Below are 15,512 nucleotides of genomic sequence, written 5' to 3'. Positions count from 1 at the left end.
CAACACCCGGAACAACCACAGGCGAAGTGCAATCTTCCAGCAAATAAACCTTCTTTGCCAAATTCGGATCTCGCGCCAAACTTTCCGTTAACAAATCATCAATTGTCCAAGCAACGCAGTGACTTTTGGCTTGTCCTGCAATAATTACTGCATCAAAATCGAGCAATTTGTCAATAAACTTAGCATTCTTTTCCGCAATCGGATTGCCGTCGAATCCATCTAAAACTTCTGGCCGCAAAACCGAATAGTTTTCTGTCAGTGGATTCGCGCCTTTGATTTCAAAAAGTGCTTGGCTGTTGCGGGCTATAGTATGAAAAAATACTGCTTCTTCCACCGCAGAAACCAGCGCGTGTCCGATGCCGCCCAGCATCGAGTGATAGGGCCAAATTATCAGGGGATATTTCCCATCGTCGCTGAGTTTTTTGACGTAGTAGCAAGCTTGTTTTTCCAGTGCTGAAAAATTGGCGCCGCTGATGCTGTGGGCGACGGCTGGATTGACTTTCCAAATGCCTTTTTGGACATCTTCGAGTGTAATAGAACTGGCGGCTGGTAGGGGGTGTTCGCCTGCTTCGTCGATCCAAAAGATTGGATGAAAAATTTGCATGGCGGTGTGGGTGTCCATTGTCGGCGCAATGGTTGTAATTGCATTTAAATTGCGATAGATGAATTCGCACAGCCGCAGGTTGTCATCAACTGCACCGCTACCGGAACGCCCGCCTACAAATAGTTCAAATTCGGGCAAGCAAAAGGTATTTTGGGCATCGATTATCAGCAAACAAATGCGGTTTGTGTCCCTTGCGGCTGGCTGGATGCTGTGCTGTTTTGCCCAATCTTTCGCTTGGGCGGCGCGTTCTCCGTAGGGAACCCGCCAGACTTCGCCTACTTTTTTCTGGTCGAAATGTTCGGGGATTGGGAGTTGGGCTTTTGGTTTCATGACCTATCGCTTATAGGGTAGTTTACAGTAATAATTTAAGTTTGGAGTATAATGCTGATAAATATTTGCGGGTGAATCATGGCCAAAGAACGAATCCAAGATTATGCTAGGGTAAAATTTAAACGCATAGTGTTGTTTTTTTCGCTCGCACTTTTGCTCGCTCTCTTAATTGTAGCAACTAGATCTGCTTACGTTCAAGAGGTTTTGAGAAGTCTGTTAATGCAGATCGAAGATTTAGGCTGGTGGGGACCAGTGGCTTTTGTAGCTATTTACAACTTGGCTACTGTGCTGTTTGTACCGGGTTCGGTACTGACGCTGGGAGGGGGGGCGATTTTCGGTTTGTGGTGGGGTTCTGTTTACGTTTTTGCGGCGTCCACTTTAGGTGCTGTATTTGCTTTTGCGATCGGGCGCTATTTGTGCCGCGATCGCGTGGTAAAATATATGGAATCTCACCCCAAGTTTAAAGCTCTCGATCGCGCAGTTTCCCAACAAGGATTAAAAATAGTTTTTTTGACTCGTCTTTGTCCTTTATTTCCTTTCAATTTATTGAATTACGCTCTGGGAATTACTCAGGTTTCTTTGAAAGATTACGTGCTGGGTTCCTTGGGCATGATACCGGGTACAATCATGTACGTTTACTCCGGTTCTTTGGTGGGAAATATTGCGACTATCGGCGCGTTTTGTCAGTCAACAAATCCCCAAACAGAAGCAGCAAAATGGTCGCTCAATATCCTCGGTTTTCTGGCTACTGTTGCTGTAACTGTTTTTCTCACTAGGATAGCTAGCAAAGCTTTGGAAGAAAGTATTTAATTAGCAGGATTTGCCAATGTCGCAGTCAAAAGTCGATCGCGTAACTGTCCCCCCGATGGACGAACACAACCAGAAATTAGTCTCCTATTTGCATCCGCCCGATTGGGTAAATCCGCAGCCGGCTAGTTCTTATAATTTAGTAGTAATTGGTGCTGGCACCGCCGGATTAATTGTGGCTGCGGGTGCCGCAGGTTTGGGCGCGAAAGTTGCTTTAATTGAAAAACATTTGATGGGCGGCGACTGTTTGAATGTCGGTTGCGTACCCTCAAAAGCTTTAATTCGATCGTCTCGTATTGTCGGCGATATCTCGGAAGCAAGTAAATTTGGTGTTAATGTTTCTGACAGTGTAGAAGTGGATTTTGCCGCTGTGATGGAACGGCTGCGCCGCATCAGGGCGGGAATCAGCGATGTTGATTCTGTTGAACGCTACCAGCACAAATTAGGAGTTGATGTTTTTTTAGGTTCTGGTCGTTTTACTAGCAATAATACAGTAGAAGTTGCAGGTCAAACTCTCGGGTTTAAAAAAGCAGTAATTGCCACAGGTGCAAGGGCGCTACAACCGCAAATTCCCGGCTTGCAGGAAGCTGGATATCTGACAAATGAAACTGTCTTTAACCTCACAGAAAGACCTCAGCGTTTGGCAGTAATTGGCGCAGGGCCGATCGGCTGCGAATTGGCTCAAGCATTCCGCAGGCTGGGTTCGGAAGTCGTATTGCTGCACAAAAATGCTCAGATTTTAGACAAAGAAGATGCGGATGCTGCTAAAATCGTGCAGCAGGCTTTTGTACGCGAAGAAATTCAACTAATACTAGAATCCCAAATAGAGCGCGTTGAGAAAACAAATCCAGGCAAAGTAATTTATTATAAATGTCAAGGTCAGGAAGCATCCGTAACAGTAGATGAAATTATTGTGAGTACAGGGCGATCGCCCAACGTCGAAGGATTGAATCTGGAGGCGGTCGGTGTCGAATACGATACACAAACAGGCGTCTTTGTCAACGATTATTTGCAAACTACTAATCCCCGCATTTATGCCGCCGGCGATATTTGCATGAAACATAAATTTACTCACGCTGCTGATTTTGCCGCAAGGATGGTAATTCAAAACACTCTATTTTTCGGACGCAAAAAACTCAGCGCTTTGACGATACCTTGGTGTACTTACACAAACCCGGAAATTGCGCGCGTCGGATTGGGCGATCGCGAGTTGCAAGCCGCAGGGATTGATATCGATACGTTTTTGATTCCTTTCGATAAAGTCGATCGGGCAATTATTGACGGCGAAGAGGAAGGATTTGTGAAAATTCACGTCAAAAAAGGCAGCGATAAAATATTAGGTGCAACTATTGTAGCGCGACACGCTGGGGATATGATCGGCCAGATTACTTTGGCAATGGTTAACAATATTGGTTTGGGAAAGATTGCTAGCACAATTCAACCGTATCCGACACAAGCTGAGGCAATTCGCAAAGCCGGAGATGCTTACAATCGCACTCGTTTGACTCCCTTTGTGAAGAATTTGTTTAATAAATGGCTGGCTTGGACGCGATAAATAATATCAAATCCGGTCGATCGCACGCGATATCTGTAGGACACGGCAATGCCGTGTCCCTACCCGTAACCCGTTCATTAACCGCATTTGGGATAATTTGAGACAATTTTGGTATTTCAAAAATCCCCTTCATCTACTTGAAATACAGTCATTCCCAACGACCGCCACATATCAACAACTTGCTGGCGATCGTCCAACACAAACTTAACATTATATTTTCCTTCAATATGTCGCCGATAGAACTCCTCTTTAATAATCGAATCCTTCCTCATATCTCCGGTTTTCCGCATATAAAGACTGGCATAATTAACCTCGTACTGCTGCAACCATTTTTCAGTTTGAGGCTGACAGTCATCCGTCCTGCCCGACACTACTATAATACGGGCGCTGGACTGCCACTTGCGAACGGTATCTAAGACGGGCTGATTGGGCAAATCGCGATCGCACGTCGAAGCATCAAAAGGATTTCTGCCGTTGAGAAGTGCCAGCGTACCGTCCATATCAACAATAATTGCATCCGGCAAATTCGGGTTATATTCTGGCGGCCCAACGGGAACCCGCACGTAGTTATTGTACATCTTCACGATCACCTCTTTGCCCACCGAATTAAGCCTTTTCAAATCCCGTTTAATACATTCTTCAACCGGAACTTGCAGGAAAGAATCATTAACTTCGACAATGGCTTTACCTTTAACCAACTGTTTGATATGCTCGATGTGAGGTCCGAAATTAGTATCATCAACAATGACGTGCTTGCCGCTTTCCAAAGCCATCAAAATAATCGTATCTCTCAACTGCAAAATAAACTTTTCATTCGCCGGCGACCAATGAGAAGCGTGAGCCATTTCTCTGAGCAAATCTTTATTGCTACGCACCCACTTTCCAGGTTCAGACAGCAGCAATTCCCTAGCAAACTGAGATTTTCCAGAAGCGGGTAAACCGACAAGTACAATAACTCTTTTCATGGTAATTGGTAATTGGTAATTGGGCATAGGGCATAGGGCATAGGGCATAGGGCATTAATATTCCTTCTTCCCTCTTCCTGATTCCTGACATCCGTTAAATACGTTAAATCCGCCCTTGCGAATCCGTTGCCGAACTTCCTTCTTCTTCTACAAACCTAGATGGATGTAATCTAAACCCAATAGCTCCTCTATTTTATGGATTGTAACATCACGGAGAGCTTCTTTCACTCCCGCAACTCTTCGGGCCCGCAAAGAAAACAAAATGCCGGAATACGGCAAATCTTTCACAGCTAATGCAAAATCTTTCTGAAGTTCGATATGTTCGTGCTGTCGGTAAGCTTCCTCGATTTCTTCAACCAAAGATTGATATTTGTCTTTAACTTTTTGATACAACTCACTCCACTCAGGAAAATAAGCTAAAAACTCTTCTCCTTCATTAGTTAAAACAATTTCTATCAGGCGGCGGGTCGAAAACCCTTCACGGAGAGGGTAAATCGCGACATATTGCGGAGACTTAACTTTAACTCTGTTGAAGTTAGCGTCGCAGATAATATACCCTTCCGAATCCATCGGATCTAAATGTTGAGCCGCTTCGATAACTTCTTTCCAGCTAGTTAAAGGATAGGAAGCGACCAATTCCCAGCCATATTTATTGGCCCAAAGACTCGGGTCTGTTTCTACCAGCGTTTGAGTGTTGCGAACCCCGTGCAGCACGATTTGATTGTTTTGTTGCTGGACAACTATTCTATTGTAAGGCGTCATCAACTCAAATATAAAACACTGGTCGGTTTCTTGTGGCAATTGATATCGCAATTCTTGCCAGACTTTCCAAAAAAGTTCCGCAAAGCTGAACCCAAAACCATTAACTTCGCCGGCGGCGTCGGGAGTGCCGCTAGATTGCACTCTCCATTCTCCTTTGTAAAAATACAGTACAGTCAGAGAACCGTCTAGTTTTTCATAAACTTTGGCATGACTCCAATCAATTGCAGCCGCGTGAATTTCTCCGTAATTAAAAAATTTGTCGTAGGGATAAGAAACTATCTGCCAATTTTGAGATGAATCTAAAATAATGCCTCGGCACTGCTGGACTATTTTTTCGCCCAGGGGAGATTCTATCTGCGAGTATTTCAGACAGACTAAATCGGGATATTGGCGGTGGCGGGTAACTTTGATATGATAAGTTTCGGACAAAGTTTCCAATCCGTGCTGGCGCAAATACTCTTGCAGTTCCACGATCGACTCCTAAATTGCTCGCCTTCTCTATATTATATATGACTTCATATTCTGGCAAGCTTGTCAAGATAGTCAAAAACTCTTTTTCCCGGAAAAGCGAGTGTTAATTGGGTAGTTTGAATTATGGTTGTACATAGGTGAATGCGCTTCGCCGCCCAACTAAACTTTTTGAATATTGAGGGAAAAGACCGTGAAAAAGAAATTATTAATTTTGGCGACTTCTGCTTGTGTATTGACTGCTTTAGTACCTCCATCGGTTGTTTTTGGAGCCTCGCAATTGTCGCTCCGACCATCGGGAACAACACAAATTGCTCAAGGAGGCACTGCGTTTCCGGTAAAGGAAATTTTGCCAAAGTTAAAAGGCAAAACGCAAGTGCCTATTTTTATTCCCAGCAGGATTCCGGTTCCGCAAAAAATGTACTATCCAACTACAGCACAAGCAAACAGCTATAGTATTTCAATCGAGTATAAACGAGATTGCGGCGGTACGACTGTTTGCACTTTTGGGTCAATTCAAGGTCAAAAAGGCGGGGAGTTTACTACAAAACTAGAAGGGGTAACTAAGACGTTAAAAAATGTCAAGCTTGCGGGCGGAGTGAAAGGAGTTTTTCATAACGGTTGCGGGGCTTACTGCACAGCAACTCTTGAGTGGAAGACTCAGGGTTTTATGTATACCGTAGCCATTAAGAACGGACGAGAATCTGATTTAATTTTAATAGGAAATTCTGCTATTCAAGCTGGGAAGCGTTAAGTTTGGCAGTCTGGGAGGCACAACTTCTATATGTAGGGTGCGTAAGGGCGCACCTTACCGTTATTGTATGATATATCTTAACTCGCACTCGCCCCTTACAAGATGCTATTGTTTTTTTTGCGCTGACCTACTTAGGGGGAAATCAGGATGAGGGGAAGATGGCTATTTGCGGCGATTTTTGCTTGTGTGGTGACTGCTTTTACGATTCCCTTCGGGATAGCTTCGCTTCACGCACCTTTGGCACCAAACTCAGCGTTAGCAAGGACTGAACTCCCGATTACAGAAATCCGCTGGTTTAATTATTCCCCTGAAGATAGCTGGCAACCGATACAGTTTATTGTGCCAGATCGCAACACTGCAAAATCTGCCGGCAGCCGCAAGTTGCGGTTGTACGATGTTCATATTGCCAAGATGTTTGAGATTTCTCATTTTCTGTGCGATCGCGATCGTGCTTCTGAAGGTTATAATTGGTCTTATCAAGCGGAAAATGGCAGTATTGAGATGGGACGCTTCAAAATTAGCTGCAATCTCGCCCGTTCCATAGCTCCAGCTTACGGCTTAGGGAAACCAGAAATTACAGTGATTCGCCGCCACTTCAACCTGAAAAACGGTCGCCCTTCTTTTGCGGTAGAGAAATATTCGATTCCAACTTTTAACATTGCTAAAAATAGAGTTGTGCAGTGGAGGGATTTTGTGCAAAAGTTTCCCCCAATCCCCGATAAGTCAGCAAACCAAGCTAACAGTATTTTTCCTGCGAGTAACATTTCTAAGCAAATCAAAGGCAAAACGCGAGTGCCTGTTTTTCTTCCGAGCATACTTCCTTTATCTAACACTCAGCAAATTGATTTTGACGTGCAAGCAGGTTCCCACGGTTACATTGTGGAAATGTATTTAGGCAAAGGATGCCGCGCCGGAGCCTGTTATTTCGGCACCATCGAAGCTAAAAGAAATGAACCGTTTTCGCCTCCTTCGCAATTACCGCAGGATACTTACAGAAGCATTGAATTGGCCGGCGGCATCAGGGGGATTTATTTCAATAATTGCGGTGCTTACTGCACTGCTTTTGTTGAGTGGCAAAGGCTGGGGGTGTTATACCGAGTCACAAGGAAAAACGCACGCCAGCAAGAAGTTGTCCAGATAGCAAATTCTGCACTTCAAGCAGGACAGCGTTAAATTTTGGTTAGAAATGGAAAAGGTACGCGCCAGCGAAGCTATCTTCCCGCAGCGGTTCCTGAAGAGTAGGGAATCGCCCTTTGGTCACCGAAGCTGCTACAAATAAATCCGATCGCCCTTTTCCCCTCGCAACTAAATTTATCTCCCCAAATCCCGCAACCTTTGAGCTAATTCTTTCTCGCTGCAGCTGAGCTAACTCCTCATCCCAACCAGGTTCATCCGGCTCGACCCTAGGTAAATCTTACATCGCCGGCCGCCTTTGCTTCGGAATGTCGATAGCCCCCGCGCCAGCGACGGGCAATGCTGGATGGGAAACATCATCAAGGCTCACTGCTACTGGCGGTCAAAATCTGGTATTTCTATTTTATCGCCCGAATTGTCCCAACCAGCAATTAAAGTCCCCACCTGCGGTACGCTAGATCAGGTGAATATATTGGCTGATTTCAAGCTATCCTCCGAGCGATCTTATGTCCCCAACCACATCTGCCCCTTCCCGAACCGTTCGCATCGGTTCCCGCAAAAGCCAACTCGCTCTCGTGCAAACGCACTGGGTGCAAGAACAGCTACAGAAACACTTCCCGGAACACACTTTTGAAGTCCACACCATGTCAACCCAAGGGGACATAATTCTTGATGTCGCCCTCGCTAAAATTGGCGATAAAGGACTTTTCACCAAAGAATTAGAAACGGGGATGATTAACAATGAAACGGACTTTGCCGTTCATTCCCTCAAAGATTTGCCTACCAATTTGCCCGAAGGTTTAATTTTAGGATGCGTCACCGAACGGGAAAATCCCGCTGACGCCTTGGTAGTTCACTCCAAGCACAAAGACAAGCAACTCGACACCCTCCCAGAAGGTGCAGTAATCGGCACTTCTTCCCTGCGGCGGCTAGCTCAACTGCGGCACCATTTCCCCCATTTTGAATTTAAAGATATTCGCGGCAATCTCAATACTAGACTCGCTAAATTAGATGAGGGCGGTTACGACGCGATTATTTTAGCAGTTGCCGGATTGGAAAGATTGGGAATGGGCGATCGCATCCACCAAATTATCCCTGCTGATATCTCCCTTCACGCCGTCGGACAAGGTGCTTTGGGCATCGAATGCCGCGCTGGAGATACAGAAATCATGGCCGTGATTAAAGCTCTCGAACACTCGGAAACTGCCCAAAGATGTTATGCCGAACGCGCATTTCTGCGGGAATTAGAAGGTGGCTGTCAAGTGCCGATCGGCGTCAATACCAAAATAGAAAACGGTCAATTAACCTTAACCGGAATGGTATCGAGTCTCGACGGCAAGCGGTTCGTCAAAGATACTGTTTCCGGCGCCGCCGAGACTGCGGAAATGCTGGGGATTGACCTCGCTCACCGACTGCGCCAACAGGGTGCTAGTGCAATTTTGGAGGAAATATTTGTCCAAGTTCAGCGCGGTTCCTAAAACCGATCCGCATCTCTTTGTCAATGCTTTTAGACGTGATATATCGCCTTTTGTAAAATAAAAATAACAGGCGGTTTGCTTTGGCAAAACAGGTAGAGTAGCAGTCTGGTTGTAGATTTTTGATGGGATTTTAGGTAAGACTTGCGCGATAGATTTCAAAAATATCTGACTAATTTAGGACCCTCCGCACGGGTGTTAAGCAACCCGGTTTCTGATGTAAGTCTCGCTGTATAGCCCAAGATTTATGGTAAAAACCGGTTTTTTTTCGTAAGTCGTATAATTCTTAACCTACCCATCCACAATCTACAATCAAACATCCAAAATTAATCAGCAATTTATTTCAGGTAAAAGCCCAATATGAGCGCTAGAGAAATTCAATTAAAGCTGGAATTGAAAAAGGTTCAGCAACTGTATAGCAAAATGCAGGCCGACCAACAAGCTTTGCAGAAGCAAGTGAAAGAGTTCAAAACTCAAGCAGGCAATTTGTCGGATGTAGTCGAGCAAGTCTTGCCGTCGGTAGTGTCAATTTACGTCATGGATTGGGATACAGAAGAAGAGATTTCTTCGGGAAGCGGGTTCTTTGTATCGCCGGACATAATTGTCACGAACTATCACGTTGTAGAAGATATTGCCGATCAAGATTACTTCTATGAAGAAGATGAAATCGAACAGGTTTTAGTCGAAACTCACGACGGAAAATTGAGATTGGCAGAGGTGGTGTTTACTGGTAATGCTGAAGAAGATTTAGCATTACTCTTAATTAGCGATTTTACCTTCGACCCGAAAACAGGGGAACAAGTGGATTCTCCCCAAGAATATCCTCCCCTAGAGTTGTCTTTTGATGTGAAAGTGGGAGATAGAGTAATTGCTGTGGGCAATCCTTTGGGGCAGTTTGCTTCAACTGTAACTCAAGGTATTGTGAGTGCAATTCGCGAACCCGAGGAATATGAAGAAGGCGACGACGAAGATGATGTTGCTGAGGTGAAGGTGTTGCAAACTGATGCGGCGATTAATCCGGGCAATTCTGGCGGGCCGCTGATTAATATGGCAGGTCAAGTGGTTGGGGTGAATACGTGGGGATGGGAAGATGCTGATAATATTAATTTGGCGATCGCCTCTGAAGCTTTGGATGATTTTCTAGCGGGATTTGAGGAGACTTTTGAGGACAATTCTCAGAATTAGTCGGGAGTTATCCGGAGAGCATCTCATATTTGTAAAAACACTTCTTGTGGCTCCTTCCTTCTTCTTCTTTCCTCCTGTCTCCTGTCTCCTCTCTCCTGCCTCAAAACTGCAATTTCTAGCTTGGCTGCTTTCATTGAGATGCTCCCGTTGTCCGTAATATGTGATTCGGGCGTTGGCGAAGCCCTGGAAGAGGATCGCTCTTTTTCTCAGAGGGGATGAAAAAGGCGATCGCTATTTCCTTAATTACATACTGATGGCTTTGCGTGCAGTTTTACTAATGCGTAAAGGTGAGCAGACTGCATACAATTTTTGATGTTTACCGTCCCTCAGAAAGTGACAGATAAATTTGATTAGATCGTGAAAATTCTCGCGGGAGGAGAGTACGGGCGATTGCTCTTTTTTTCACCGCACAGCGACGTGGATGGAAAAAGGGCGATCGCATTCTTGAATAAACTGCGATCGCTACAGCAACTCAGATTTATACTTGTTTTTGGACGGCGCGTTAATATTGTGTCGCTCGCCATTTAAACTTAATCTAGACTAACAATTTCAAGGAACACAAAAAAATAATGCGTATTTTATTTGTATCCGCCGAAGCAGCACCCCTCGCCAAAGTTGGCGGTATGGGCGATGTCGTCGGCGCTTTGCCTAAATTTTTGCGGCGCATGGGACACGATGTCCGCATCTTCATGCCCTACTACGGTTTCATCCCCGACAAAATGGATGTTCCCAAAAAACCTGTTTGGGAGGGGGCGGCCATGTTCCAAAGCTTCTCGGTCTTTGAAAGTGTTTTGCCGGGAACCGATGTACCTTTATACTTAATGCAACATCCATCTTTCTTGCCGCGCCGCGTTTACGGCGGTTTAGATGAAGATTGGAGGTTCACTTTCTTTGCCAATGCTGCGGCTGAATTTGCCTGGAATCATTGGAAGCCCCAAATTATCCACTGTCACGACTGGCATACGGGGATGATACCTGTTTGGATGAGCCACGATCCTGATATCAGCACAGTTTTTACTATTCACAATTTAGCTTATCAAGGGCCGTGGCGCTGGCGTTTGGAGCAGATGACTTGGTGTCCTTGGTATATGCAAGGTCACAATACAATGGCTGCTGCAGTACAGTTTGCCGATCGAGTAAATACAGTTTCCCCGACTTACGCCGAACAAATCAAAACCCCAGCTTATGGGGAAACTTTGGAAGGTTTGCTGTCTTACCTCGGCGGTAAAGTATCGGGCATTTTGAACGGAATTGATACAGAATCTTACAACCCAGCAACTGACAAGTACCTCCATCAACAATTTAGTGTTGATACTATTGAAAAGCGCCCCGCTAATAAAATTGCGCTGCAAGAAGAAGTCGGCTTGGAAGTGAATAAAAATGCTTTTTTGATCGGCATGGTGACGCGGCTGGTAGAACAGAAGGGATTGGATTTGATAATTCAAATGCTCGATCTGTTCATGGCCTATACCGACGCTCAATTTATTGTACTCGGAACGGGCGATCGCTACTACGAAACCCAACTCTGGCAAATGACAGCCCGCTATCCCGGCCGGATGTCCACCCAACTACTTTACAACGAGGCCCTCTCCCGGCGCGTTTACGCAGGCTGCGACAGCTTCCTGATGCCCAGCCGTTTCGAGCCCTGCGGCATTAGCCAAATGCTCGCCCTCCGCTACGGGTGCGTGCCAATGGTTCGCCGCACCGGCGGTTTAGTCGATACCGTTTCTCATAACAACCCGATCGACAATACTGGTACAGGTTACTGTTTCGATCGCTACGAACCCCTCGATTTGTTCACCTGCATGATCAGAACTTGGGAAGGTTTCCGCTACAAAGATAAGTGGAGAGAACTGCAACAGCGCGGCATGAGAGAAGATTTTAGCTGGGATATTTCGGCCCGGAAATACATCAACTTGTACAGCGATATTTTGGGACTGCCACCCGAAGAAACCGCACCGCAACAAGAGCCGGAATTGAGCGTTGGCAAGGGTTAATTTTAGTAAGGTGCGTCAGTCGGTGTTTGATTCAAATGAATCGAAGGGCGATCGGCTGACACAGCTTACAGCTTAGTAAGGTGCATCAGTCGGTGTTTAATTCAATTTAATCGATCGACTGACTACTGACAAATTAATCAACAAATAAATCGAGAGGTAAATGACCGTAAGTTCCGCTAACTCCACCTTCTGAGGAAGATTGGCACGACACCAAAACGCCCCGGTAAGTTCCGGGATAGCCGTCAACATAATACGAACCCTTCAAAGTATTGAACTTAATATAAACCGAACCAGCAAAGGTCGAGACAGCATTGGGATCTAAAACAGCTTGATATCCCAAAGCTTTTAAATAAGCTTCTAAAGCTAAAAATCCCTCATCCGTCGAAGAAGCGCACACTCCCAACATTTGATAATCCGACAAACTTGCTACCAGCAAAATCGCTTGACGGAGTGCCTTTTTTTCCAGTGGCGATGCTACAGATTGCATATCCAGACAAGTGAAATCTTTGAGGATTTGCTGTGCTTCTTCAACAGTTAGGGTAGTCGGGTTGTTAGTAGACATGAATGGCTCTGATATTTCCCAAAATTACGATCGACAATCGGGCACTCGTCAACGAATTTTTGTCATTGCAACCCTCAATCGACGGCGGTAACACTTGCACAAGTCCTGATTATAGCCCATTGTGTGCTCTGGCCCTCAATTCGGGCGATCGTCTTCGAGGGCTTCGCCAACTGCCGCATCGCACAAAAAAGCTAGTAGTTTTTACCCGGGTTTTCAAGTTTAGATCAGTCCGCGTTTTTTCAGCTTTGCTAGCGCATCTTCGGCCGCATTTTTCTCAGCATCTTGTTTACGGCGACCCCGGCCAACACCGTACATTTTACCGCTGACATACACTTGAGCAGTAAACTCTTTGGCATGATCAGGGCCTTCCTCGTCAATGATTGAATATTCGGGGTTTTGACCGAATTTTGCCAGAGCCCACTCCTGAAATCGATTTTTAGAGTCTACAAGGTTTTTTTGCCCAGCATCGGACTGAGGGTAAATCATAGTATCAGCAACTGGAATAAATAGCTTTTGAACAAAGGCGCGGACAGATGTAATGGTTGAGTCGAGATAGTACGCACCAATAATCGCTTCAAAAGTATCGCAAAGCAAAGAGGGATTTTGGCGACCTTTATCTTTTTCAGCTCCTTTTCCCAGGCGCATTAACTTGCCTATACCTAGTTGCTCAGCAAACTTTGCTAGCTGCTCCTGATCGACTAATCCAGAACGCAAGCGAGTTAATTGAGCCTCGCTAAAATCTTCATAGCGCTTGTACAAGATTTCGCCAACTAGATAACCTAGCAGGGCGTCGCCGAGGAATTCTAGTCGCTCGTTGTGTTCGCCTGCTTCTGGGTGTTCGTTGACGTAGGAACGGTGAGTGAGCGCGCGACTTAGAAGTGATTCATTTTTAAATTTTGGAATTTTTGGAAATTTTGGAAGTTTTGGCATTTGTGTTTGTTTAGTTATTCAGCAAATCAATTGTAGGGAAAAAGTCTTTACATTCGCTCTATTTTTTTGAGTGCAGCTTCAGCAGCAAGCTTTTCAGCGTCTTTTTTACTGCTAGCTGTAGCTTGACCGTACAGCTTATCATTCACGCGCAGTTCAACAGTAAATTCTTTAGCATGACTAGGGCCAGCCTCATTAATTGTGATGTATTGAGGTGGAATTGACCCGATATTGCGATGTACCCATTCCTGAAAGCGATTTTTTGAATCTACAAGGTGTTTGGAATCGATATCAGGCGTAAGAGACAAGAAGTTTTCAACTACTGAAGTAAACAGTGGCTCTACAAACTCACGGACAGCCTCAATACCAGAATCGAGAAAGTACGCGCCGATAACAGCTTCAAAAGTATTACTAAGCAGCGTGTTCTTTGTTCTTCCTCCACTTGTTACTTCACCTTTGCTTAACCGCATCCATTTGCCCATGTCTAACTCGATGGCAAACTTCGCTAACTGTGCCTTATCTACTAACGCCGAACGTATGCAAGTCAGTTCACCCTCACTTTTATTTGAATAATCACGATAGAGATACTCAGCGCTCAGGAAAGTTAACAAGGCATCACCAAGAAACTCTAGTAGCTCGTTGTCTTCACTTACTTCTTTCGGATTTTCAAAAAGAAATGATCGGTGAGTAAGTGCCTGGTTTAACAAAGAAGCATCCTGAAAATTGAGTGTTTCTAGTAATTCTGCTAAACTTGCTCTAAAGCGAGATTCTTCAGCAGAAGAACTTCTAGTTTCGTGACGAGTTTGCTCTTGAGCAAGAAGTCGCATGACATCTTGTTTTTGCTTTTCTAATTCTTTAATATCTGCATCTGAGGCAGATATAGCTTTAAGTAGTTTGGCAATACTGCCGAGAGCGCGATAGGTGTCTTCACTGGAAAATGAGGAATTGTGCGCCCAATTATTGCGGACTTCTATAAGTTCAATCACTAGAGCATTTTCAAAAGGAGTTAGATGCTTTTTGAAGACATTATCCCACTGCTTTGACATGACTGATAACAGGGTTAAAACATCTTCACGCAGAATATTCTCTATTATTTTTCTTTTGGGGATTTTATTATTGACCAAGCAATCTTGAGCCTTGGCCAGCCAGCGCTCGCCGTAAAATGCTTGCATTTGCTGTTCCACATAAGGGTACAATCTCTGACAGAGAAATTTTAAAGCATTGCCAACTCGTTCGTTATTGTTCATAGCCATTTTTGTTATTTCCTTCTCTCGATCGCTTATGGTAGATTATGGTTTTTTATTTCCGGGTCAAACCCGGTTTTTCAAATAAACCGGGTTTGTGAATTGAGATGTTACCTATAGACAATTACCCCTTAGCCAGTTTGGAGGGTAGAGACTGTTTCCGCGAGACTGGTTGCATGAAAGACAAGCAAGTCGTAGGTTTTCTAGACTGTCAGAGCCACCGCGGCTTCTGGGGCGCAAGTGTTCGATAGTCAGTTGATTTCCTGGGAGACATTTACCGCACCACCAACAGTTATGACCATAATCATCGATAAGCTTTTGCTTCTTGTTATGCTTCTGCTTTGGATTCATTTCGGTTTCCTTTTGCTTGTTGTTTACAACAGCATTGAAACATCAGTTATCCAGCACATAAGGAATGTTGCTTAGGGATTGGCAAGAGATGAATATTCCCAAACAAATAAGATTTAAAAGTAGGGATTAATGCTACTTCTAATTTACTTATCTTATATCGATAACTTTCTGTCGGAAAATTCATAAATGAGAACAACTCACACTAAGCAAACACTTTTAAGGTGACGCTAGGTGTGAGCTGATGTCTCATCTACCGTATATGTAAATATTCTTATATGTATACATCTATATGAGATTAATAGACAACTGCAATAGATATTTAGATAAATACTTAGCAATGTTATTTACTAATCACATATTGAAGCATATATGTAAAAAAATATACATATACG

The 15,512-nt window shown here is 44.5% G+C and carries 15 protein-coding genes; 8 read left to right on the top strand and 7 right to left on the bottom strand.

What is annotated here, in order from left to right:
* On the bottom strand, positions 1-934 hold a 934-nt coding region (locus QUB14_RS03110; protein ID WP_333214887.1), incomplete at its 3' end, for an isochorismatase.
* A 78-nt stretch (positions 935-1,012) separates the two neighbouring features.
* Between QUB14_RS03110 and QUB14_RS03105 the strand changes: the two genes are divergently transcribed.
* Positions 1,013-1,744: a TVP38/TMEM64 family protein gene (locus QUB14_RS03105; RefSeq protein WP_333214889.1), complete on the top strand. Its 732-nt coding sequence runs from the start codon at positions 1,013-1,015 to the stop codon at positions 1,742-1,744.
* Between the two features lie 16 nt (positions 1,745-1,760).
* On the top strand, positions 1,761-3,296 hold the full coding sequence (locus QUB14_RS03100) for a mercuric reductase (RefSeq protein ID WP_333214891.1): 1,536 nt from the start codon (positions 1,761-1,763) through the stop codon (positions 3,294-3,296).
* Positions 3,297-3,412: 116 nt separating this feature from the next.
* Here QUB14_RS03100 and QUB14_RS03095 read toward each other — a convergent pair whose 3' ends face one another.
* Both QUB14_RS03095 and QUB14_RS03090 read right to left on the bottom strand, forming a co-directional pair.
* A complete protein-coding gene (locus QUB14_RS03095; protein ID WP_333297070.1) occupies positions 3,413-4,288 on the bottom strand; it encodes a phosphatase domain-containing protein in 876 nt (291 codons plus the stop codon).
* Between the two features lie 120 nt (positions 4,289-4,408).
* Entirely contained in the window at positions 4,409-5,494 is a 1,086-nt protein-coding gene (locus tag QUB14_RS03090; protein ID WP_333214895.1) for an RNA ligase, read from the bottom strand.
* A 190-nt stretch (positions 5,495-5,684) separates the two neighbouring features.
* Here QUB14_RS03090 and QUB14_RS03085 point away from each other — a divergent pair, with 190 nt between their 5' ends.
* From QUB14_RS03085 to glgA, 6 genes are all read left to right on the top strand, one after another.
* On the top strand, positions 5,685-6,245 hold the full coding sequence (locus tag QUB14_RS03085; RefSeq protein ID WP_333214897.1) for a hypothetical protein: 561 nt from the start codon (positions 5,685-5,687) through the stop codon (positions 6,243-6,245).
* Between the two features lie 147 nt (positions 6,246-6,392).
* Complete coding sequence (locus QUB14_RS03080) at positions 6,393-7,418, top strand: hypothetical protein (RefSeq protein ID WP_333214899.1); 1,026 nt, start codon at positions 6,393-6,395, stop codon at positions 7,416-7,418.
* A gap of 467 nt (positions 7,419-7,885) precedes the next feature.
* Positions 7,886-8,857, top strand: a complete 972-nt coding sequence (gene hemC / locus QUB14_RS03075) for a hydroxymethylbilane synthase (protein ID WP_190655545.1) — start codon at positions 7,886-7,888, stop codon at positions 8,855-8,857.
* Positions 8,858-9,214: 357 nt separating this feature from the next.
* On the top strand, positions 9,215-10,039 hold the full coding sequence (locus tag QUB14_RS03070; RefSeq protein ID WP_333214901.1) for a trypsin-like peptidase domain-containing protein: 825 nt from the start codon (positions 9,215-9,217) through the stop codon (positions 10,037-10,039).
* A gap of 357 nt (positions 10,040-10,396) precedes the next feature.
* Positions 10,397-10,567, top strand: coding sequence for a hypothetical protein (locus QUB14_RS03065; RefSeq protein ID WP_333214903.1), 171 nt, complete (start codon positions 10,397-10,399; stop codon positions 10,565-10,567).
* Positions 10,568-10,608: 41 nt separating this feature from the next.
* Entirely contained in the window at positions 10,609-12,036 is a 1,428-nt protein-coding gene (gene glgA, locus QUB14_RS03060) for a glycogen synthase GlgA (RefSeq protein WP_333214905.1), read from the top strand.
* 133 nt (positions 12,037-12,169) lie between these two features.
* On the opposite strand, the gene QUB14_RS03055 is transcribed toward glgA, so the two are convergent.
* The 4 genes from QUB14_RS03055 to QUB14_RS28690 form a co-directional block, all read right to left on the bottom strand.
* Positions 12,170-12,598, bottom strand: coding sequence for a DUF1824 family protein (locus tag QUB14_RS03055; RefSeq protein WP_333214908.1), 429 nt, complete (start codon positions 12,596-12,598; stop codon positions 12,170-12,172).
* A 219-nt stretch (positions 12,599-12,817) separates the two neighbouring features.
* Positions 12,818-13,528: a ribonuclease III gene (rnc, locus tag QUB14_RS03050; protein ID WP_333214910.1), complete on the bottom strand. Its 711-nt coding sequence runs from the start codon at positions 13,526-13,528 to the stop codon at positions 12,818-12,820.
* A gap of 47 nt (positions 13,529-13,575) precedes the next feature.
* On the bottom strand, positions 13,576-14,772 hold the full coding sequence (rnc, locus tag QUB14_RS03045; RefSeq protein ID WP_333214912.1) for a ribonuclease III: 1,197 nt from the start codon (positions 14,770-14,772) through the stop codon (positions 13,576-13,578).
* A 111-nt stretch (positions 14,773-14,883) separates the two neighbouring features.
* Positions 14,884-15,120 (bottom strand): HNH endonuclease, encoded by a 237-nt coding sequence (locus tag QUB14_RS28690; RefSeq protein ID WP_445251813.1) that lies wholly within the window; start codon positions 15,118-15,120, stop codon positions 14,884-14,886.
* Positions 15,121-15,512 lie beyond the last annotated feature (392 nt).

Source organism: Microcoleus sp. B3-D2 (assembly GCF_036705345.1).
Taxonomy (GTDB): Bacteria; Cyanobacteriota; Cyanobacteriia; order Cyanobacteriales; family Microcoleaceae; genus Microcoleus.
This window is presented reverse-complemented; position numbering and strand designations above follow the sequence as displayed.